This is a genomic window from Serratia plymuthica NBRC 102599 (assembly GCF_001590925.1).
Classification (GTDB): Bacteria; Pseudomonadota; Gammaproteobacteria; order Enterobacterales; family Enterobacteriaceae; genus Serratia; species Serratia plymuthica.
In genome coordinates, this window is sequence record NZ_BCTU01000013.1 from 85,607 (window position 1) to 103,269 (window position 17,663).

The window sequence follows — 17,663 nt, forward strand, 5'->3', positions numbered from 1 at the left end:
CGAATTTGGCAATGCAGAAAAATACTCACGGGGATTTTCTATGGCAGAGAATAATTCGGCAATCCGTTCAGCCGCCGTTATTGGTGCGGGGACCATGGGCAGAGGCATCGCCTATCTCCTGGCGCTGAACGGCATACGAACCGTACTTTATAATCGCAATGGTAATAATCTCAATCAGGCCCGTGACTATATTGTCAGCGACCTGGACAGAAAAATAGATAACGGAAAAATAACCCTGCAGAAAAAAGGCCAGATATTAGCCAATATTATTTTCTCGGACGTCTTTGACGCCATAACCGACAGCGATCTGGTGATTGAAACCATTGCGGAAGATGAGCAAACCAAGCATGAAATCCTGGCAGCCATTGCGGCGACGGTAAAACCGGAGGCGATCATTGCGACCAATACTTCCTCTCTGTCGCTGAACAAACTGGCGGCGGGGGTGGAAAACAACCCGCGCTTTATCGGCCTGCATTTTTTCAATCCGGCGCCGCTGATGAAGTTGATCGAAATTATTCCCTCTTATTTCACCTCTCGCGCCACCAGTCTACGCTGCCAGCAGTTGGTAACAGCGTTGGGTAAACAGTTTGTGGTCTGCAAAGCCACGCCGGGCTTTATTGTTAACCGCATGGCGCGGCCTTTCTATCTGGAAGGGTTCCGGCTGCTGGAGGAAAACGTGGCGCTGGCGCCACAGATCGACCGCGCCCTCAAGGCCGGCGGGCATTTTCGCATGGGGCCTTTAGAACTGACTGATTTTATCGGCCAGGATATCAACTATCAGGTCAGCAAGCAGATTTGGCAGGATATGCAGTTCGATCCCCGCTATACCCCCGGCCATTTGCAACGCTCGCTGGTGGATGCCGGGCTGCTGGGGAGGAAAAACGGGCGCTCTTTTTTTGCTTCCCAACCTGCTACACCACCCAACCCAACCACAGAGGGCGACACGCCAACTTCACTGCATTTTTATGGTGAACACGCTTTATTCGATCACCTGCAACAGCGCGCTTTGGCCACCTGGCCTGCGCTGCGCGTTCAGCGGTTGCCGGAACGGCCGGAACTGGGGCGTTTTATCCTGGTGAATAACAGGCTGGCGATCAAAATCACTGATGGCAGAACGGCGAACCTGCTCGCCGGCTTAACCGCTCTCGACACCTTCGTGATTGACGCCGCGCTGAACTACGCCGACACCGCCTATCTGGTGGCCGCCCACAATCAACATGCCACAGAGACGAATAAAGCGCTGTTTCTGACGCTGCTGCAAACCCTCATCGCTCAGGTGGAGTTTATTAAAGATTCCCCTGCCCTGATCGTTGCCCGCGTACTGAGCAGCCTGATCAATGAATCGGTGATCATGGTGGAGAGCGGCGTTTGCAGCCGGGCAGATATCGATATCGCCGCCGTGGCCGGCGTGAACTATGCCGACGGCATTTTTGCCTGGTTGGCGCAGCTCGGGCAGAAAAACGTGAAATCGACGCTGGATAACATGGCGCAATTGCTGCACTCCACGCGCTATTACCCGCATTACTCATTGCTGAACGCGGCCCGGCCTGAGCTGGCTGTAGCGCCCTAAGGAAAAATGATGACGATTAAAGACGATGGGGTCTATCTGATCGACGGCACGCGCACGGCTATCGGCGCTTACGGTGGCAGTCTGGCGCTGACGCGTCCGGATGATATGGCGGCGGCCATTATTCGGGCACTGCTGCAACGGCACCCTGATGTGGAGCCGGATATCGATGAAGTGATCCTGGGTTGCGCCAATCAAGCCGGTGAGGACAACCGCAACGTCGCCCGCATGGCGGCGCTGTTATCTGGCCTGGATCAGAGCGTACCGGCCATAACCTTGAACCGGCTATGCGCATCCGGGCTGGATGCCGTGATCTACGCCAGCGCAAAAATAAAAAGCGGCCTCAGCGAACTGGTGCTGGCCGGTGGCGTAGAAAGCATGAGCCGGGTGCCCTATGTGATGGGCAAAAGCGAAACGCCTTTCGACAAGAGCGTCAAGCTGTACGACACCACCTTGGGCTGGCGTTTTGTCAATCCACAGTTGGCGGAGCGCTATGGTTGCGATCCGCTGGGCATTACGGCGGAGAACGTGGCTCAGCAACACCAAATATCCCGTGAGGATCAGGATATTTTTGCCCTGAACTCACAGCAAAAAGCCTGGCGTGCCATTGAAAATGGTCGATTGGCCAGGGAAATCACGCCACTCGAGGTGCAGGTGGATCGTAAAACCCGCAAAACCTTCGAACAGGATGAATTTCCACGCCAGACCACGTTGCAAAAGCTCCACGCGCTGAAACCGGCCTTTATTACCGACGGCTCGGTCACCGCCGGCAACGCCTCCGGCATCAACGACGGAGCGGCCGTACTGCTGCTGGCTTCCGGCCGTTATGTAAAACGCAAGTCACTGCAACCGCTGGCGGAGATTGGCGACAGCGCCAGTGCGGGCGTTGCCCCGTCGGTGATGGGTATCGGGCCGATCGCCGCCACCGACCGGTTGCTGGCGCGAACCGGCTTTACCCTGAACGATTTTGACGTGATTGAAATTAATGAGGCATTTGCCGCACAGGTGTTGGCCGCGCTGAAAAACTGGCGTATCGATTTCAACGATACACGGGTCAACCCAAACGGCGGCGCCATCGCCCTCGGTCATCCGCTCGGGATGTCAGGCGCGCGACTGGTGCTTTCCGCCGCGCTGGAACTCAACGCCCGGCAGGTAAACAACGCGCTGGTGACGATGTGTGTCGGTGTCGGCCAAGGCGTTTCATTGGTTATTAAAGCCCTCTAATGCAAGGAATTCCGTATGAGCGTATTAAACATTCTTGAAGAAAAACTGGCCGAAACCAAAAAACAGGGACGGTTCCGCGAGTTCCTCAACCTCGAACGCAGCGTGGTGGATAAACCCTGGGCCACCAGCCACGGGCAGGACGGAGAGCGCCGCCTGAACGTCTGGTGCTCGAACGATTATCTGGCGATGAGCCATCACCCCAAAGTCATCCTGGCTACCACCGAGGCGGTGAATCGCGTCGGCCTCGGCACCTGCGGCGCCCGCAGCATTTCCGGCACCTCGGTCTACCACAGCGAACTGGAAACGCTGCTGGCCAGCGCCTACGGCAAAGAGTCCGCGTTGCTGTTCACCACCGGCTTCGGAGCCAATGACGCCACGTTGTCCACCCTTTGCGACGCCATTCCCAATCTGATCGTATTTTCCGATGAGCTTAACCACGCCTCGATGATCTACGGTATTCGCTACAGTAAGGCGGAGAAAAAAATCTTCCGCCACAATGATGTGGCGCACCTTGAAGAGCTCCTGCAGGCGGCCGATCCCGACCGCCCCAAATTGATCGCCTTCGAGTCGCTCTATTCGATGGACGGCGACTTCGCACCGCTGGCGCAGATAGTGGAACTGGCGGAGAAATATCAAGCGCTGACCTACCTGGACGAGATCCACTCCGCCGGCGTTTACGGCCATCGCGGCCTGGGTTATGCCGAGCAACTGGGCCTGTTGGATAAGATCACTATTATCCAGGGCGGCTTCGGCAAATCTTACGGTGCCGCCGGGGGCTATATCGCCGCACCACGCGTGGTGGTTGAGGCGGTACGCAGTTGGTCGCCGGCGTTTGTCTTCAGTACGTCGTCCCCTGCGCCGGTGGTGGCTGCCGCGTTGGCCAGCTTTAAATACAACCTTGAGCATGACAATCAACGCAAACACCTGCTGGCGATTATCGATCATCTTAAGTCCGGCCTGCGCGCCGCCGGTATCCCGCTGGTTTCGGAAGACAGCCACATTCTGCCGGTGCTGGTCGGCGATCCGCACCGGAACAAACACATCAGCAAGGTGCTGCTCGATGAGTACGATATTTATGTGCAGCCGGTAAATGCCCCGACGGTACCGGCAGGCAGCGAGCGTTTGCGCGTCACGCCGACCTCTGCCCATACTCATGAGGATGTGGACTATTTCCTGGCGGCATTGAGCAAAGTCTGGGCCGCCAATGAATTACGGAGAGCAGGATGAAGTTGACGGATTATAACGGCCATTTTCTCACGCTTTGTCTGATGGCGACCGGCACCTTTGCCATTGGCACCGATGCGTTTATCGTCGCCGGCGTGCTTACCGAGATTTCCGACACCTTTACTGTCAGCCCCGCTCAGGCGGGGCAGTTAATCTCGGTGTTTGCCCTCGCCTATATGCTGTTTGCCCCGCTGACCGCCTGGCTGTTTGGTAACCTCAACCGCAAGCATATTTTACAGATCGCTCTGGTATTATTTATTGCCGGTAATCTGGCTTGCGCATTTGCCGACAGCTTTTTGCAAATCTCTGCCGGTCGCGTGCTGGCGGCACTGGGGGCTGCGGCCTACACGCCGCAAGCCGCCGCGGCAGCGGTCGGGCTGGTGTCGGAAAAGCGGCGCGGGCTGGCCATCTCCATCGTTTACGGTGGCATGACGCTGGCAATCGCCCTTGGCATTCCTTTTGGCACCTTCCTGGCCAAGTTGATCGGTTGGCGGGAGATTTTTCTGCTGATTGCCTTGCTGGGCACCGTTTCACTACTGGGGCTTTCACTGGCGCTGCGTGCCATTGCCGCACCGGGTAAACACACGCTGAAGGAGCGGCTTGCCCCGCTGCGACAAAAGGCGGTGTTGACCACGCTGCTGATCACTTTCTTTGCCGTCTGTTCCGAGCATATTGTTTATAGCTATGTCAGCGTACTGCTGAAACATACCCAGTTGGGCGCGGAGGCTATTTTACCGATCGCACTGCTGGTATTCGGCGTTGGGGCCGTTATCGGCAATTTCGTTTCCGGCGTGTTGACCGATACCCTCGGCAGCAAGTTTGTGCTGCTGTTTTCGGTGACTATTCAGACGGTTTCGCTGTTTCTGCTCACCTTTTACGTCACCTCCCCCTGGTGGGTGCTGACGATCTTTCTGGTGTGGGGCATTACCGGCTGGATGTATCTGGTGCCGATCCAACACCACTTGCTGTCGCTATCGAAACGCTTTGGCGCACTGACCGTCTCACTGAACAGCTCCGTACTCTATGCCGGCATCGCCGCCGGCGGCATGCTCGGCGGCCTGACGCTGTATACGCTGCCGGCCTATTATCTGCCGCTGTTTTCACTGCCGCTGGGGGCCATCGCCCTGCTGCTGACGCTGTTCTTCTTCCAGGGAGAGAAAGCCCATGAATGACCCGCTGCCTCCGGTGCTCTACGAGCGCCACGATGACGGCGTTGCCGTTATTACCCTGAATCGACCGGAGAAAAAGAACGCCATCAATCTGGACATGGCGCGCCTGATTCAAACTTATCTGCAACGGGCCGAGCAGGATGACGCGATTCGGGCGATTGTGCTGACCGGTCATCCGGAGGTGTTTTCCGCCGGGATGGACGTGAAGGCGTTCCGCCAGGGGGAGTTGCCAGTGGTCGAGCCTGAGGGGTTTGGCGGCATCGTGCATGCCCAACTCGCCAAGATCCTCATAGCCGCCGTCGATGGCATTGCCTACGGCGGCGGTTTCGAGATTGCATTGGCCTGCGACCTGATCGTCGCCAACCGCAACGCACGATTCAGTTTCCCGGAAACCGGGCTGGGGTTGATTGCGGCGCAAGGCGGTTGTTCGCGGCTACCGGCGCGGATCTCTCCTTATATCGCCCTCGACTGGTTGTTGACCGGCCGAACAATAAGCGCGGAGGAGGCCTGGCAGCACGGCGCTATATCTCGTATCAGCGAAGGTTCGGCACAGGATGAAGCGCTGAGCATCGCCCGGCAAATCGCGCAAAAAAATCCGCTCGCCAGCCGGGCGGTGAAGGCCATCGTCCGTTATGGATTAACGCAGTATGAGACGCCGACGTTTGGCTACCAGCAGAGCTGGGTTGAACAGGTGCGGCAAGCGGCAGCTCCCTCCTTTTGAGAACATTCTTAGTGAATGGTAATCATTCGCAGTCTAACGTTTAAGCACTACAAGACCGTGTTTGAGAAGCCATTGACCCCGCTCTGCGGGGATTTTTTTGCCCTTTTAATCTTTCGTGGAAGAAAAAGGCTTCATAAACAGAAAGGTACAGGGTTTGCTTTGGTGCTGATTGATCAAGGGTACCAGCCGCGTGAAATGTTCGGTTTGGCAATGTACGTCCAATGCAGCCCGATCGGGCCACTCCTCGACAAAAATAAAATGCCCAGGGTCTTGGTGATCGATAAACAGTTCATAGGAGAGGCAAAGCGGCTCCTGCCGGGTTTTCTCCACCAGTTCCCGATACAGCGGCATCACCGTTTCAACACAATCGATCTTGATAAAATCCTCAGCAATCACCTTCAGCATGGCGCCTTTTCCCTTTCAGCTATCTATCATGTGAACCCACTCTACCCTGAATCCTTATCCTTATGCACCCGAACTGCACCGCGTCAGAACCGTAGATAACGCAAGTTACCGAGTAAAACGTCGCTCCTTGCCCAATATTTAACCTTTATTGAAGCGGGCAATGGGACACTGGTTCTCAGACATATTTTATGAGGATTTTTAATGGCGGAATGGACACTTATTATCGCCAAATACAGCCCGGAACCCGGCTTTCTGCTGCTGTTCATCTTTCTGTTTTCGTTCGGCAAGTCGGTTATTTTTATTTCTTCGCTGCTGCCGCCGGCATCGATTACGCTGATGCTGGGCGTTGTCGCCGGCAAACCGGTGCTGGCCGACGGTTACGTCTGGGGGGCGATTGCTCTGGGTGCGATGCTCGGTTCCGTTTTATCTTTCCATTGCGGTGCATTGCTCCAGGGCCGTGAACACGGGAAGTGGTTGCCAGCCAGGTACCGCAGCGCGTTGCACAAGGCTAAGTCAGCCTTGCAGCAAAAAGGCGTGGCACTGTTGTTTATCTCGCGTTTTTTGGCCGTGATGCGCTACACCGTGCCTTTGGTCGCCGGCATGATTTCGCTGCCGCGCAAACAGGTCTACTGTGCCTGCGCACTCTCCGCCGGGATTTGGGCGGTGGCGTTGATGTCTGTTGGCAAACTACTGTAAAACAGCGAGCACCTTTCTACCACGCCCCAAAAGACCGCTGCGATAAGCTCTAAGAGGGTGAATGATGGGAGTATAATGATGTTTATCTTCAGATGGGATACGAGCTTCAGATGAAGCTGCTCAGCACTTAAGGGAATAAAATGCCTCTCCTGCGAAACGCCACCACCGCCCTCCTGGCTGCGCTCAGCTTAACCGCATGCCACAGCAATTCCCCTGAGCCAAAACGCACCGGCGTCGCAATAACGGACTATTACCACGATGTGACCAACGCAATACTTACGGAAACGATCATAAAGGACAGCTATTACGGGCAAGAATGCAGTATGTCCATATCCCTGAACCGCCAGGGTAAGGTCACCGACATCAATAATGTTAAGGGTTTTACGCCGCTGTGCGAAGCGGGCATGACTGCCGTCTTCTCAGCAGAGATCCCGGCACCGCCGGATGAAAAAACCTACGCAACCTTCAAAAAACTCGTGATCGTCTTTCAGCCGCAGCGAACCTAGGGTTCGGCGAAGCAAATCCCCTCAGACAAGGAGCCACAGCTACGCAGAGGTGGCAACCTCCGTTTTCAAAACCTGAACACACCGCCTATAGGGTGGATTCTGGCAAGACTTTCATTATCAATTTTGCTGGATTGTGGGGGATTGGGGGTCGATAGAAGGGTACGAAGTCAGGCTTATCTTGCGTCAGATCACCTTTCTGAACATACATGGCAAATCCGCGCGATTTTTACGTATCGCGACACAAATATGACACGACAGAGAGAACAAGGAATCAAGAATGTGTTGTAACCACATGATTTGTTGGTGGGTCGTACAGGGTTCGAACCTGTGACCAATTGATTAAGAGTCAACTGCTCTACCAACTGAGCTAACGACCCAACGGGTTAAATTATTCGCCTCTCCGCTATCAATGTCAAACGCTTACATCCATTACTTTTTCTCATGCGATATTTTCAACCCTCTGTTTTATCAACAAGATAAGGCTGCTTAGGGCTATTAATCTGCTACCACGAGGAGTAATCTTCCGCCCCCAAGACGTCCGATTTGCCTCCTCGGTGTAAAGAATAATCGACTTTTATCCCTCGCATAAATGTTGTAAACATGTTGCACAAAGGTGGCGTTATTGCACTACCTTACTAAAGCCGGGCTAACCGGATAATCGTATAAAAAAGAGCCACTTCAGAGCTCACTATTTCACCCATGACAGGTAAAACAGGACATCATCAGATGGTAGATCACTCCAAAATAGCCACGGACGCGACGCCTGCGTCAGAAGATCATCTACGGCGAAACCTAACTAACCGACATATTCAACTGATCGCCATCGGCGGCGCTATCGGCACGGGTTTGTTTATGGGGTCCGGCAAAACCATCAGCCTGGCCGGTCCTTCCATCATCTTCGTGTACATGATCATCGGCTTTATGCTGTTTTTCGTGATGCGCGCCATGGGCGAGCTGCTGCTCTCCAACCTGGAATATAAATCCTTCAGCGATTTCGCCGCCGATCTGCTCGGCCCCTGGGCCGGTTTCTTTACCGGCTGGACCTACTGGTTCTGTTGGGTTGTCACCGGCATCGCCGACGTGGTGGCGATCACCGCCTACGCCCAGTTCTGGTTCCCCGGGCTGTCACAGTGGGTCGCCTCGCTGCTGTGCGTGTTACTGCTGCTGGGCCTGAACCTGGCGACGGTGAAGATGTTTGGCGAGATGGAATTCTGGTTTGCGATGATTAAAATCGTCGCCATTGTCGGGTTGATCGTCGCCGGGCTGGTGATGATCGCCATGCAGTTCCAGTCCCCTACCGGCACCGTAGCGTCGTTCTCACACCTGTGGAATGACGGCGGCATGTTCCCGAAAGGCATCAGCGGCTTCTTCGCCGGCTTCCAGATCGCGGTGTTCGCCTTTGTCGGCATCGAGCTGGTAGGCACCACCGCGGCTGAAACCAAAGATCCGGAAAAAGTGCTGCCGCGCGCCATCAACTCCATTCCGATCCGCATCATCATGTTCTACGTGTTTGCGCTGATCGTGATTATGTCGGTCACGCCGTGGAACTCGGTAGTTGCCGATAAAAGCCCGTTCGTTGAGCTGTTCGTGCTGATCGGCCTGCCGGCTGCCGCCAGCGTGATCAATTTTGTGGTGCTGACCTCCGCCGCCTCTTCCGCCAATAGTGGGGTGTTCTCCACCAGCCGCATGCTGTTCGGCCTGGCGCAGGAAGGCGATGCGCCGAAGTCGTTCGCCAATCTGTCCAAGCGCGCGGTGCCGGCTAACGGCCTGACCTTCTCCTGTATCTGCCTGCTGGGCGGCGTGGTCCTGATTTATCTGATCCCGAACGTAATGACGGTGTTTACGCTGGTGACCACCGTCTCCGCCATTCTGTTTATGTTTGTCTGGACCATTATCCTGTGTTCTTACCTGGTTTACCGTAAACAGCGCCCGGCGCTGCACCAGAAATCGATCTACAAGATGCCGGCCGGCAAGCTGATGTGCTGGGTATGCATGGCGTTCTTCGTGTTTGTGCTGGTGCTGCTGTCGCTGCGCGATGACACCCGCCAGGCGCTGATCGTCACGCCGCTGTGGTTTGTGGTGCTCGGTTTGTCTTACGTGTTCCTGCGCAAGAAAAAAACCGCCTAAAAGCAACAGGGGGATAATCGCTTATCCCCCTGTATTCCCCCTCTTTAGACGATTAACGCGGGCGTATCCCGTCGATAATCACCCGCTGCACGTTGTCCACCGTCTGCTGAAAGAACGCCTCATCGTCCAACGTCTTGCCGGTCACCGCCTCTACCTGCACCCAAAAATCCGCATAGTGCTGAGTGGTCGCCCACAGCATAAAGATCAGATGATGCGGCTCCACCGCCGCGATATGGCCTTCGGCGATCCAGCGCTCGATCATCGCGGATTTCTCGTCCACCAACGCCTTCAGCCCGCCCTGCAACTCCAGTTTCAGTAACGGAGCGCCCTGGATCATCTCCAGACAAAACAGCCGCGAAGCCTGCGGGTGATGGCGGGACACGTCCAATTTAAGGCGGATATATTCGCGAATGGCCTGCAAGGGTTCCTGATCGGCACGCAACGCTTTTAGCGGCGCCAGCCACACGTCGAGGATGCCTTTAAGCACCGCAACGTACAGCTCTTCTTTCGAAGGGAAGTAATAAAGCAAATTGGTTTTGGACACGTCAGCGCGCTCTGCCACCTGATCCAGACTGGTGCCGTGAATACCGTACAGCGAGAAAAACTCCAGTGCCGCATCCATGATAGTGCTGCGTTTTGCGGCCACCGCGCGCGAGCGGCGCGTAGGCGGTTTAACGGGTTGTTGCTTCACTGCAGCTCCTTGGCGTCACCTGATTCGGTCATCAGCATAACAAAGCCACTGAGTGAAACCCACGCATTTACCTACTCCTTTCGGGGGGTTTTTTGCACCTTTTACGGGCAACTGCGCCTGATTTTTGTGCACATATTTTTTACCAAATGGTCTATTTTGGACCATTCGCTCAACAACCCGATTACACATCGAATCCAATCAATTGATAAATAGACCCTTTCAAAAACTGGCACTGTGTTTGCAATACCCTGACCAGCGCCGCGCAATTTGGAACCCGCAGGAAGCATTCAAGCAGCGCGTGAACCGTCCCATTCGCAGACCCGAGGTGTTCAAATGAAAATTGGCGTATTTATCCCGATCGGCAACAACGGCTGGCTGATTTCCAGCAATGCTCCGCAATACAAACCGACGTTTGAACTCAACAAAACCATCGTGCAGAAGGCCGAGCATTACAATTTCGATTTCGCTCTGTCGATGATCAAACTGCGCGGCTTCGGCGGCAAAACCGAGTTCTGGGATCACAACCTGGAGTCCTTCACCCTGATGGCCGGGCTGGCCGCAGTCACCTCGCGCATCAAGATCTACGCCACCGCCGCGACCCTGACCATGCCGCCGGCGATCGTCGCGCGGATGGCCTCCACCATCGACTCAATTTCCAACGGGCGTTTTGGCCTGAACGTGGTGACCGGCTGGCAAAAACCGGAATACGAGCAGATGGGCATGTGGCCGGGCGACGATTACTTCGGCCGCCGTTACGACTACCTGGCGGAATACGTGAAGGTGCTGCGCGATCTGTGGGGCACCGGCAAGTCCGATTTCAAAGGCGAGTTCTTCCAGATGGACGACTGCCGCGTCAGCCCGCAGCCGCAGGCGGACATCAAGGTCATCTGCGCCGGGCAGAGTGACGCCGGCATGGCCTTCTCGGCTAAATACGCCGATTACAACTTCTGCTTCGGCAAGGGCGTCAACACCCCGACCGCCTTCGCACCGACGGCAGCACGGCTGAAAACCGCCGCCGATACCGAAGGCCGCAGCGTCGCCTGCTATGTGCTGTTCATGATCATTGCCGATGAGACCGACGAGGCCGCACGCGCCAAATGGGAAAGCTATAAAGCCGGTGCCGACACCGAAGCGCTGGCCTGGCTGACCGAGCAAAGCGGCAAAGACACTAAATCCGGCGCCGACACCAACGTACGCCAGATGGCGGACCCGACCTCGGCGGTCAACATCAATATGGGTACGCTGGTCGGTTCTTACGCCAACGTGGCGCGCATGATGGATGAGATCGCTACCGTGCCCGGTACCGAAGGCGTGCTGCTGACCTTCGATGACTTCGTGAAAGGGGTGGAAGACTTCGGCGAGCGCATCCAGCCGCTGATGAAAAGCCGCGCCGACGTTTGCCCAAAAACCGCTGAAAGCCGTGAGGTAGCCTGATGAAAATTGTTGAAAACCAGCCGGTGGTGCGCCGCCAGTCGCCGGAAACCGGTGCCACCGTCACTCTGCCCGCGCGCCCGGAGGCCATCGCCTTTGCGCCGCAGGAAACTGTGCTGATCGTGGTCGATATGCAAAATGCCTATGCTTCGCAAGGCGGCTACCTTGATCTCGCCGGTTTTGACGTCTCGGCCACCGCCCCGGTGATCGCCAATATCAAACGCGCCATCAGCGCCGCGCGCGCCGCCGGTATCCGGGTGATCTTTTTCCAGAACGGTTGGGACAATCAGTATGTCGAAGCCGGCGGCCAGGGTTCGCCCAACTGGCATAAATCCAACGCGCTGAAAACCATGCGCAAGCGCCCGGAGTTGATGGGCAAGCTGCTGGCCAAGGGCGACTGGGACTACGATCTGGTGGACGAACTGCAGCCGCAGCCGGGCGATATCGTGATCCCGAAACCGCGCTACAGCGGCTTCTTCAATACCCAACTCGACAGCCTGCTGCGCTCCTACGGCATTCACCATTTGGTGTTTACCGGCATCGCCACCAACGTCTGCGTGGAATCCACATTGCGCGACGGCTTCTTCCTCGAATATTTCGGCGTGGTGCTGGCGGACGCCACTCACCAGGCTGGGCCGCAGTTTGCCCAGCAGGCGGCGCTGTACAACATCGAAACCTTCTTTGGTTGGGTGTCGGACGTCGACAGTTTCTGCGATGCGCTCATCGCCCCGCTCAGCCAAACGGCATGAGTTTTGCCTGCTTTACCCTTTAATCATTCATCAGGAGCAAGACTATGCCAAAAACCATCATTACGCCGCCGGGCACCGGCAAACCGCTGGCACCCTTCGTCCCCGGCACGCTGGCCGACGGCGTGGTTTACGTCTCGGGTACGCTGGCGTTCGATAAAGACAATAACGTGGTGCACGTCGGCGATGCGGCAGCGCAAACCCGCCACGTGCTGGAAATCATTAAAAGCGTGATCGAAACCGCAGGCGGCAGCATGGATGACGTGACCTTTAACTCGATCTTCCTCACCGACTGGCAAAACTATGCCGCCATCAATCAGGTCTATGCGGAGTATTTTCCTGGCGACAAACCGGCGCGCTACTGCATTCAGTGCGGGCTGGTGAAACCGGACGCACTGATTGAGATCGCCACCGTGGCCCATATCGGCCGCTGAATCCTTATCTACAGAGGATCGAGAATGTACTTTGAGATTTTGGGAAAAGACACCCCGCTCGCCCCCACGGTGGTGCTCTCTGCCGGTCTGGGCGGCGCAGGCAGTTTCTGGCAACCGCAGATTGAAGCGCTGAGCGAGCATTTCCGGGTGGTGGTTTATGATCATCAGGGCACCGCCCGCAGCAAGGGCGAGGTGCCGGCCGGCTACAGCATGGCCGATATGGCGGATGAGGTGGCGCAGTTGCTGCGCTCGATTGGCGTTGAACACTGTTATTTCGTCGGCCACGCGCTTGGCGGCATGATTGGCCTGCAGTTGGCGCTCTCGCACCCGCAGTTGGTCGCAAAACTGGTGGTGGTTAATGGCTGGCCGACGCTGGACAGCCAGACCTGGCGCTGCTTCAAAGTGCGCCAGGACCTGCTGCTCAACAGCGGCGTGGAAGCCTATGTGCGCGCCCAGCCGCTGTTCTTGTTCCCCGCCGACTGGCTGTCGCGGCACGAAGCGCTGCTGGATGAGGAGCTGGCGCATCAGGTGGCGCATTTCCAGGGGACAGAAAACCTGTTGCGCCGCCTGAGTGCGCTAATGAACACCGATTTCCGCCCGTACCTGGCGGACATTACCACCCCGACGCTGGCGTTGTGCTCCCGCGACGATTTGCTGGTGCCCTATCACTGCTCGCATCAGTTGGCGGAGAGCCTGCCGTTCGGTGAACTGGCGCAGATGGCGTACGGCGGCCATGCCATGAGCGTGACGGATGCCGACAACTTTAACCGCATTCTGCTCGGTTGGTTGCTGAAAACCCACGGCCAGTCGTCTGCTTGCAGCCCTGCGGACGCCCAGCATGAGCCCACAGGACTGAAACACTGAGTTCAATCGCCAGGCCCTTCGCTATGGGCCAGCCACAGGAGAAAAAGTATGCAAACCCAAACCCTTCTCGCCAGCGCGCCACTTGTGCCACAGGGCGTAGAAAAACAGGACTTTCGCGACGCGATGGCGCGCCTGGGTTCGGCCGTGAATATCATTACCACCGACGGCCCGGCCGGCCGCGCCGGGTTTACCGCCTCTGCGGTATGCAGCGTTACCGATACGCCCCCGACGCTGCTGGTATGCCTGAACCGCTCCGCATCGGTGTATTCGGTGTTCAAGCAAAACCAGACGCTGTGCGTCAATACGCTGGCGGCGGAACACGAGTCGCTGTCGAATCTGTTTGGCGGAAAAACGCCGATGGACATGCGTTTTTCCGCCGCCCGTTGGTCCACGCTGGCAACCGGCTCCCCCATTCTGCATGGCGCAGTGGTCTCTTTCGATTGCCGGATTAGCCAAATTGTCAGCGTCGGCACCCATGACATTCTGTTCTGTCAGGCGGTGGCGCTGGCGCGTAATGATGAAAGCCACGGTCTGGCTTACTTCGATCGTCGCTATCACCCGTTATTGAAGCAATGATTTACCGATGATGCCGTAACGCGCACTCACCTGCGCCCCTAACCTGCCCCCCTGTTTTTGGAGATGACGATGGCGAATACCTGGTTTCCCCAATGGCGCATGAAGCAAGGCAATCTGGACGGTGCGGTGGTCGCACCCGATGAAAGGCTGCCGCTGGTGCCAACGCTGGTTATGGGCTTGCAACACGCGGTGGCCATGTTTGGCGCCACGGTGCTGATGCCGCTGCTGATGGGCTTTGACGCCAACCTGGCCATATTGATGTCTGGCATCGGCACGCTGCTGTTCTTCCTGGTGGTCGGCGGCCGGGTGCCGAGTTACCTCGGTTCCAGCGCGGCGTTTGTCGGGCTGGTGATCACCCTCACCGGTTACAGCGGCCAGGGCGCGAACCCCAACATTGCGCTGGCACTGGGCGGAATCATCGCCTGCGGGCTGGTGTATCTGCTGATTGGGTTTGTGGTGATGAGCGTCGGCACCCGTTGGATCGAACGCCTGATGCCGCCGGTGGTGACCGGTGCGGTGGTGATGGCGATCGGCCTGAACCTGGCGCCTATCGCCGTACGCAGCGTCTCGGCTTCCAATTTTGACAGCTGGATGGCGGTGGTCACCATTTTGTGTATCGGTTCGGTGGCGGTATTCACCCGTGGGTTGATGCAGCGGTTGCTGATCCTGCTCGGGCTGATCGCCGCCTACCTGATCTATGTGGTCGTGACCAACGGTTTTGGGCTCGGCAAGCCGGTGGATTACAGCGCGCTGAGCCAGGCGGCCTGGTTTGGTCTGCCGCAGTTCACCGCGCCGGTGTTTAACCTGCACGCCATGCTGTTGATTGCCCCGGTGGCGATCATTCTGGTGGCGGAAAACCTCGGGCATGTGAAGGCGGTGGCAGGGATGACCGGCCAGAACCTCGATCCCTATATCGGCCGCGCCTTTGTCGGCGACGGGCTGGCGACCCTGCTGTCTGGCTCGGTAGGCGGCACCGGGGTCACGACCTACGCTGAAAATATCGGCGTGATGGCGGTAACCAAAATTTACTCCACCCTGGTGTTTGTCGCCGCGGCGGCCGTGGCGATTGTTCTGGGCTTTTCACCGAAGTTCGGCGCGCTGATCCACACCATTCCAGGCCCGGTGCTGGGCGGCGCCTCGGTGGTGGTGTTCGGTTTGATTGCCGTCGCCGGCGCGCGCATCTGGGTGCAAAACAAGGTCGACTTGGGCGATAACGGCAACCTGATTATGGTGGCCGTAACGCTGGTGCTGGGTGCCGGCGATTTTGCACTGACCATCGGCAACTTCACCATGGGAGGCATAGGTACCGCCACCTTCGGCGCCATTATTCTGAATGCGCTGCTGCGCAATCGTAAAATCCTGCCGCTGGCGGACAACGCCGCACGTTGATTCCGAGGGCCCGGCCTGCCGGGCCTTATTCAACCAGCGCCGCGGCTTTGCCTTTGCGGCGAATGCGCAGTTCGCTGACCAGCACACCCAGTACAATCAGCCCGCAGCCCAACAGGGCGACCCCCGGCAAACGTTCGCCGGCGATACGCCCGACGATCCCCGCCCAGACCGGTTCGCCGGCATAAATGACCGTAGCGCGCGTCGGTGACATGCTGCGCTGCGCCCAGTTCATCGTCAGTTGAATCAGGGCGCTGGCGATGCCCAGCCCTATCGCGCTGTACAGCAGATAACTGGTGTACGGCGGCACCGCCTCGCCAGTCGGTACCATCATCAGGAACGAGGCCAGCGATGCCGTGGCCAGTTGCACCACCGTCACCCGTTTGATATTCACCTTACCGGCATAGGCGCCAATCAGAATGATCTCGGCCGCCATGCCCAGCGTGCCGATCAATGTCAGTATCTCACCCGCGCTGAGCGTCATATCCGCACTGCTCGGCGCGGCCAGCAGCATCAGGCCGGTGAACGCCAGCAGAACGCCGACCCACGACATCACGCCGGGAAAACGCCCCAGTACCAGCCACTGTAACAACGGCACCATCGGCACATACATGGCGGTGATGAATGCCGACTGGCTGCTGCTGATCGTTTGCAACCCAACAGTTTGCAGGCCGTAGCCAAACATGATGGCAATGCCGATAAACACGCCCGCTTTCAATTCATACCAGGTCAACCCGCGCAGGGTGCGCAGGGAGAACAGCGTCAGCACCAACGTGGCGGCGGCGAAACGCAGCCCGACGAAAAAGAACGGCCCGCTGACCTGCATGGCGTGATGCACCGCCAAAAAGGTGCCGCCCCAGATCATGGTAATGAAAATCAGCACCGCTTCCTGAAGTTTGATTTTGGAGATAAGCGTGGAAATCAAGGATTTTTTTACTGCAGACACTGACTTGCCCTTAATGCCGGGTGCAATATAATGCACAGATCGCACCAGTATGAGGGAATGCCTGCGGATGAGCAATATAGTGCACAATGAAAAACATGACGCGCTCAAAGTGCTGCAATATCTAAGCAGCAACCTGCGCGGATACCGCCAGCAGGCCGGGCTGAGCCAGATGGCGCTGGCGGAAAAATCCGGCGTCAGCCGTCGCATGCTTGCCGGGATTGAAGCCGGTGACCGCAACGTCAGCCTGGTGGTGCTGGACAAGCTCGCCGAGGCGCTGAATATCGCCTTCACCGATCTGATCCAGGCACCGGAAGCACGCGGCAATCATCTGGTGGGTGAACTGGCCTGGCAGGGGCGCGAGCCGGCAAGCCAGGCGGTGTTGGTCGCCAGCGTGCCCGCACTTCAGCGGGTGGAGCTGTGGGAATGGGCGCTGATGCCGGGCGAACGCTACGACTCGCTGCCGGATGCCGCAGGCTGGAACGAGATTATCTATGTGATCACCGGCAGCCTGACGCTGGAGCTGGAACAACAGACCCTGACGCTGGATGCCGGTGAAACCCAGGTGTTCAACAGCGATCAGCACTATGCCTACGTCAACCGCACCGAGCGGCCGCTGCGTTTTATCCGCAACGTCGCCTTTTAATCATCCAGCGCCGCCACTTCTGGCAGCTCTTCCAACGGCGGCTGGATCCCCTCGGAAATATAGTCTTTGGCGGCGAAGGTGCATTCATCGCCCACGTCGTCTTCCACGATCACATGTTTGATGGCGCCGTCGCTCAGCAATACCCGTTTGATGCCACGATATGATGTCATTGTTTCCTCCGTTAGTGGGCCGGACACACTGCAAGTGTAGTTTAGCCCTCGTCGGCCGCGGGTGTCACCCGTCTGTCGCGCGAATGTCGTGCCGCTGTCGTGGCAGTTGGCGCGGCCAGCCCCTACACTTGGCCTCA

General features: G+C 57.3%; 19 protein-coding genes and 1 tRNA gene. 15 read left to right on the forward strand and 5 right to left on the reverse strand.

Going from position 1 to position 17,663, the window contains the following annotated elements; genetic code table 11:
- Positions 1 to 40: 40 nt before the first annotated feature.
- Genes SPL01S_RS09895 through SPL01S_RS09915 form a run of 5 tightly spaced genes read left to right on the forward strand, consistent with a single transcriptional unit; the run spans position 41 to position 5,905 of the window.
- Positions 41 to 1,570: a 3-hydroxyacyl-CoA dehydrogenase NAD-binding domain-containing protein gene (locus tag SPL01S_RS09895; RefSeq protein ID WP_063199278.1), complete on the forward strand. Its 1,530-nt coding sequence runs from the start codon at positions 41 to 43 to the stop codon at positions 1,568 to 1,570.
- A 9-nt stretch (positions 1,571 to 1,579) separates the two neighbouring features.
- Entirely contained in the window at positions 1,580 to 2,791 is a 1,212-nt protein-coding gene (locus tag SPL01S_RS09900; RefSeq protein ID WP_063199281.1) for an acetyl-CoA C-acyltransferase, read from the forward strand.
- Positions 2,792 to 2,806: 15 nt separating this feature from the next.
- A complete protein-coding gene (hemA, locus tag SPL01S_RS09905) occupies positions 2,807 to 4,018 on the forward strand; it encodes a 5-aminolevulinate synthase (protein ID WP_063199284.1) in 1,212 nt (403 codons plus the stop codon).
- On the forward strand, positions 4,015 to 5,187 hold the full coding sequence (locus SPL01S_RS09910; protein ID WP_063199288.1) for an MFS transporter: 1,173 nt from the start codon (positions 4,015 to 4,017) through the stop codon (positions 5,185 to 5,187). The genes hemA and SPL01S_RS09910 overlap by 4 nt, the downstream gene beginning before the upstream one ends.
- A complete protein-coding gene (locus SPL01S_RS09915; RefSeq protein ID WP_063199292.1) occupies positions 5,180 to 5,905 on the forward strand; it encodes an enoyl-CoA hydratase-related protein in 726 nt (241 codons plus the stop codon). The genes SPL01S_RS09910 and SPL01S_RS09915 overlap by 8 nt, the downstream gene beginning before the upstream one ends.
- Before the next feature lie 105 nt (positions 5,906 to 6,010).
- On the opposite strand, the gene SPL01S_RS09920 is transcribed toward SPL01S_RS09915, so the two are convergent.
- A complete protein-coding gene (locus SPL01S_RS09920; protein WP_062870426.1) occupies positions 6,011 to 6,310 on the reverse strand; it encodes a putative quinol monooxygenase in 300 nt (99 codons plus the stop codon).
- Positions 6,311 to 6,511: 201 nt separating this feature from the next.
- Here SPL01S_RS09920 and SPL01S_RS09925 point away from each other — a divergent pair, with 201 nt between their 5' ends.
- On the forward strand, positions 6,512 to 7,006 hold the full coding sequence (locus SPL01S_RS09925; protein WP_062870425.1) for a DedA family protein: 495 nt from the start codon (positions 6,512 to 6,514) through the stop codon (positions 7,004 to 7,006).
- A 140-nt stretch (positions 7,007 to 7,146) separates the two neighbouring features.
- Positions 7,147 to 7,512: a cell envelope integrity TolA C-terminal domain-containing protein gene (locus tag SPL01S_RS09930; RefSeq protein ID WP_063199295.1), complete on the forward strand. Its 366-nt coding sequence runs from the start codon at positions 7,147 to 7,149 to the stop codon at positions 7,510 to 7,512.
- 301 nt (positions 7,513 to 7,813) lie between these two features.
- Here the strand turns inward: SPL01S_RS09930 and SPL01S_RS09935 are convergent.
- Positions 7,814 to 7,889: transfer RNA gene (locus SPL01S_RS09935), tRNA-Lys, on the reverse strand.
- Between the two features lie 349 nt (positions 7,890 to 8,238).
- On the opposite strand from SPL01S_RS09935, the gene cycA reads away from it, so the two are divergent.
- A complete protein-coding gene (gene cycA, locus SPL01S_RS09940) occupies positions 8,239 to 9,639 on the forward strand; it encodes a D-serine/D-alanine/glycine transporter (protein WP_063199298.1) in 1,401 nt (466 codons plus the stop codon).
- 52 nt (positions 9,640 to 9,691) lie between these two features.
- Here the strand turns inward: cycA and rutR are convergent, their stop codons facing one another.
- The gene (rutR, locus tag SPL01S_RS09945) at positions 9,692 to 10,330 is read right to left on the reverse strand and encodes an HTH-type transcriptional regulator RutR (RefSeq protein ID WP_004942877.1); all 639 of its coding nucleotides are present in this window, start codon (positions 10,328 to 10,330) and stop codon (positions 9,692 to 9,694) included.
- A 333-nt stretch (positions 10,331 to 10,663) separates the two neighbouring features.
- Between rutR and rutA the strand changes: the two genes are divergently transcribed.
- From rutA to rutG, 6 genes are all read left to right on the forward strand, one after another.
- Positions 10,664 to 11,764 carry a pyrimidine utilization protein A gene (gene rutA / locus SPL01S_RS09950; RefSeq protein WP_004942872.1) on the forward strand — a complete coding sequence of 367 codons (1,101 nt, stop codon included), beginning with the start codon at positions 10,664 to 10,666 and terminating at the stop codon, positions 11,762 to 11,764.
- Positions 11,764 to 12,510, forward strand: a complete 747-nt coding sequence (gene rutB, locus SPL01S_RS09955; protein ID WP_063199302.1) for a pyrimidine utilization protein B — start codon at positions 11,764 to 11,766, stop codon at positions 12,508 to 12,510. The genes rutA and rutB overlap by 1 nt, the downstream gene beginning before the upstream one ends.
- A gap of 44 nt (positions 12,511 to 12,554) precedes the next feature.
- The gene (rutC, locus tag SPL01S_RS09960) at positions 12,555 to 12,941 is read left to right on the forward strand and encodes a pyrimidine utilization protein C (RefSeq protein ID WP_063199305.1); all 387 of its coding nucleotides are present in this window, start codon (positions 12,555 to 12,557) and stop codon (positions 12,939 to 12,941) included.
- A gap of 24 nt (positions 12,942 to 12,965) precedes the next feature.
- On the forward strand, positions 12,966 to 13,805 hold the full coding sequence (gene rutD, locus SPL01S_RS09965) for a pyrimidine utilization protein D (RefSeq protein ID WP_063199309.1): 840 nt from the start codon (positions 12,966 to 12,968) through the stop codon (positions 13,803 to 13,805).
- Between the two features lie 48 nt (positions 13,806 to 13,853).
- A complete protein-coding gene (gene rutF / locus SPL01S_RS09970; RefSeq protein WP_013812366.1) occupies positions 13,854 to 14,381 on the forward strand; it encodes an NADH-dependent FMN reductase RutF in 528 nt (175 codons plus the stop codon).
- A 69-nt stretch (positions 14,382 to 14,450) separates the two neighbouring features.
- A complete protein-coding gene (gene rutG / locus SPL01S_RS09975; RefSeq protein ID WP_063199311.1) occupies positions 14,451 to 15,770 on the forward strand; it encodes a pyrimidine utilization transport protein G in 1,320 nt (439 codons plus the stop codon).
- Between the two features lie 25 nt (positions 15,771 to 15,795).
- Here the strand turns inward: rutG and SPL01S_RS09980 are convergent, their stop codons facing one another.
- Positions 15,796 to 16,713, reverse strand: coding sequence for a DMT family transporter (locus SPL01S_RS09980; RefSeq protein ID WP_063199439.1), 918 nt, complete (start codon positions 16,711 to 16,713; stop codon positions 15,796 to 15,798).
- A gap of 67 nt (positions 16,714 to 16,780) precedes the next feature.
- Between SPL01S_RS09980 and SPL01S_RS09985 the strand changes: the two genes are divergently transcribed.
- Complete coding sequence (locus tag SPL01S_RS09985; protein WP_041416864.1) at positions 16,781 to 17,356, forward strand: helix-turn-helix domain-containing protein; 576 nt, start codon at positions 16,781 to 16,783, stop codon at positions 17,354 to 17,356.
- Here the strand turns inward: SPL01S_RS09985 and SPL01S_RS25465 are convergent.
- Positions 17,353 to 17,526 carry a hypothetical protein gene (locus SPL01S_RS25465; protein ID WP_004942853.1) on the reverse strand — a complete coding sequence of 58 codons (174 nt, stop codon included), beginning with the start codon at positions 17,524 to 17,526 and terminating at the stop codon, positions 17,353 to 17,355. The two genes, SPL01S_RS09985 and SPL01S_RS25465, sit on opposite strands and share 4 nt — an antisense overlap.
- Between the last annotated feature and the right edge of the window lie 137 nt (positions 17,527 to 17,663).

What these genes read in the sequence shown, in the direction of transcription:
- SPL01S_RS09895 (WP_063199278.1), top strand. Translation starts at nt 41, where the DNA reads ATGGCAGAGAATAATTCGGCAATCCGTTCAGCCGCCGTTATTGGTGCG.
- SPL01S_RS09900 (WP_063199281.1), top strand. Translation starts at nt 1,580, where the DNA reads ATGACGATTAAAGACGATGGGGTCTATCTGATCGACGGCACGCGCACG.
- hemA (WP_063199284.1), top strand. Translation starts at nt 2,807, where the DNA reads ATGAGCGTATTAAACATTCTTGAAGAAAAACTGGCCGAAACCAAAAAA.
- SPL01S_RS09910 (WP_063199288.1), top strand. Translation starts at nt 4,015, where the DNA reads ATGAAGTTGACGGATTATAACGGCCATTTTCTCACGCTTTGTCTGATG.
- SPL01S_RS09915 (WP_063199292.1), top strand. Translation starts at nt 5,180, where the DNA reads ATGAATGACCCGCTGCCTCCGGTGCTCTACGAGCGCCACGATGACGGC.
- SPL01S_RS09920 (WP_062870426.1), bottom strand. Translation starts at nt 6,310, where the DNA reads ATGCTGAAGGTGATTGCTGAGGATTTTATCAAGATCGATTGTGTTGAA.
- SPL01S_RS09925 (WP_062870425.1), top strand. Translation starts at nt 6,512, where the DNA reads ATGGCGGAATGGACACTTATTATCGCCAAATACAGCCCGGAACCCGGC.
- SPL01S_RS09930 (WP_063199295.1), top strand. Translation starts at nt 7,147, where the DNA reads ATGCCTCTCCTGCGAAACGCCACCACCGCCCTCCTGGCTGCGCTCAGC.
- cycA (WP_063199298.1), top strand. Translation starts at nt 8,239, where the DNA reads ATGGTAGATCACTCCAAAATAGCCACGGACGCGACGCCTGCGTCAGAA.
- rutA (WP_004942872.1), top strand. Translation starts at nt 10,664, where the DNA reads ATGAAAATTGGCGTATTTATCCCGATCGGCAACAACGGCTGGCTGATT.
- rutB (WP_063199302.1), top strand. Translation starts at nt 11,764, where the DNA reads ATGAAAATTGTTGAAAACCAGCCGGTGGTGCGCCGCCAGTCGCCGGAA.
- rutC (WP_063199305.1), top strand. Translation starts at nt 12,555, where the DNA reads ATGCCAAAAACCATCATTACGCCGCCGGGCACCGGCAAACCGCTGGCA.
- rutD (WP_063199309.1), top strand. Translation starts at nt 12,966, where the DNA reads ATGTACTTTGAGATTTTGGGAAAAGACACCCCGCTCGCCCCCACGGTG.
- rutF (WP_013812366.1), top strand. Translation starts at nt 13,854, where the DNA reads ATGCAAACCCAAACCCTTCTCGCCAGCGCGCCACTTGTGCCACAGGGC.
- rutG (WP_063199311.1), top strand. Translation starts at nt 14,451, where the DNA reads ATGGCGAATACCTGGTTTCCCCAATGGCGCATGAAGCAAGGCAATCTG.
- SPL01S_RS09985 (WP_041416864.1), top strand. Translation starts at nt 16,781, where the DNA reads ATGAGCAATATAGTGCACAATGAAAAACATGACGCGCTCAAAGTGCTG.
- SPL01S_RS25465 (WP_004942853.1), bottom strand. Translation starts at nt 17,526, where the DNA reads ATGACATCATATCGTGGCATCAAACGGGTATTGCTGAGCGACGGCGCC.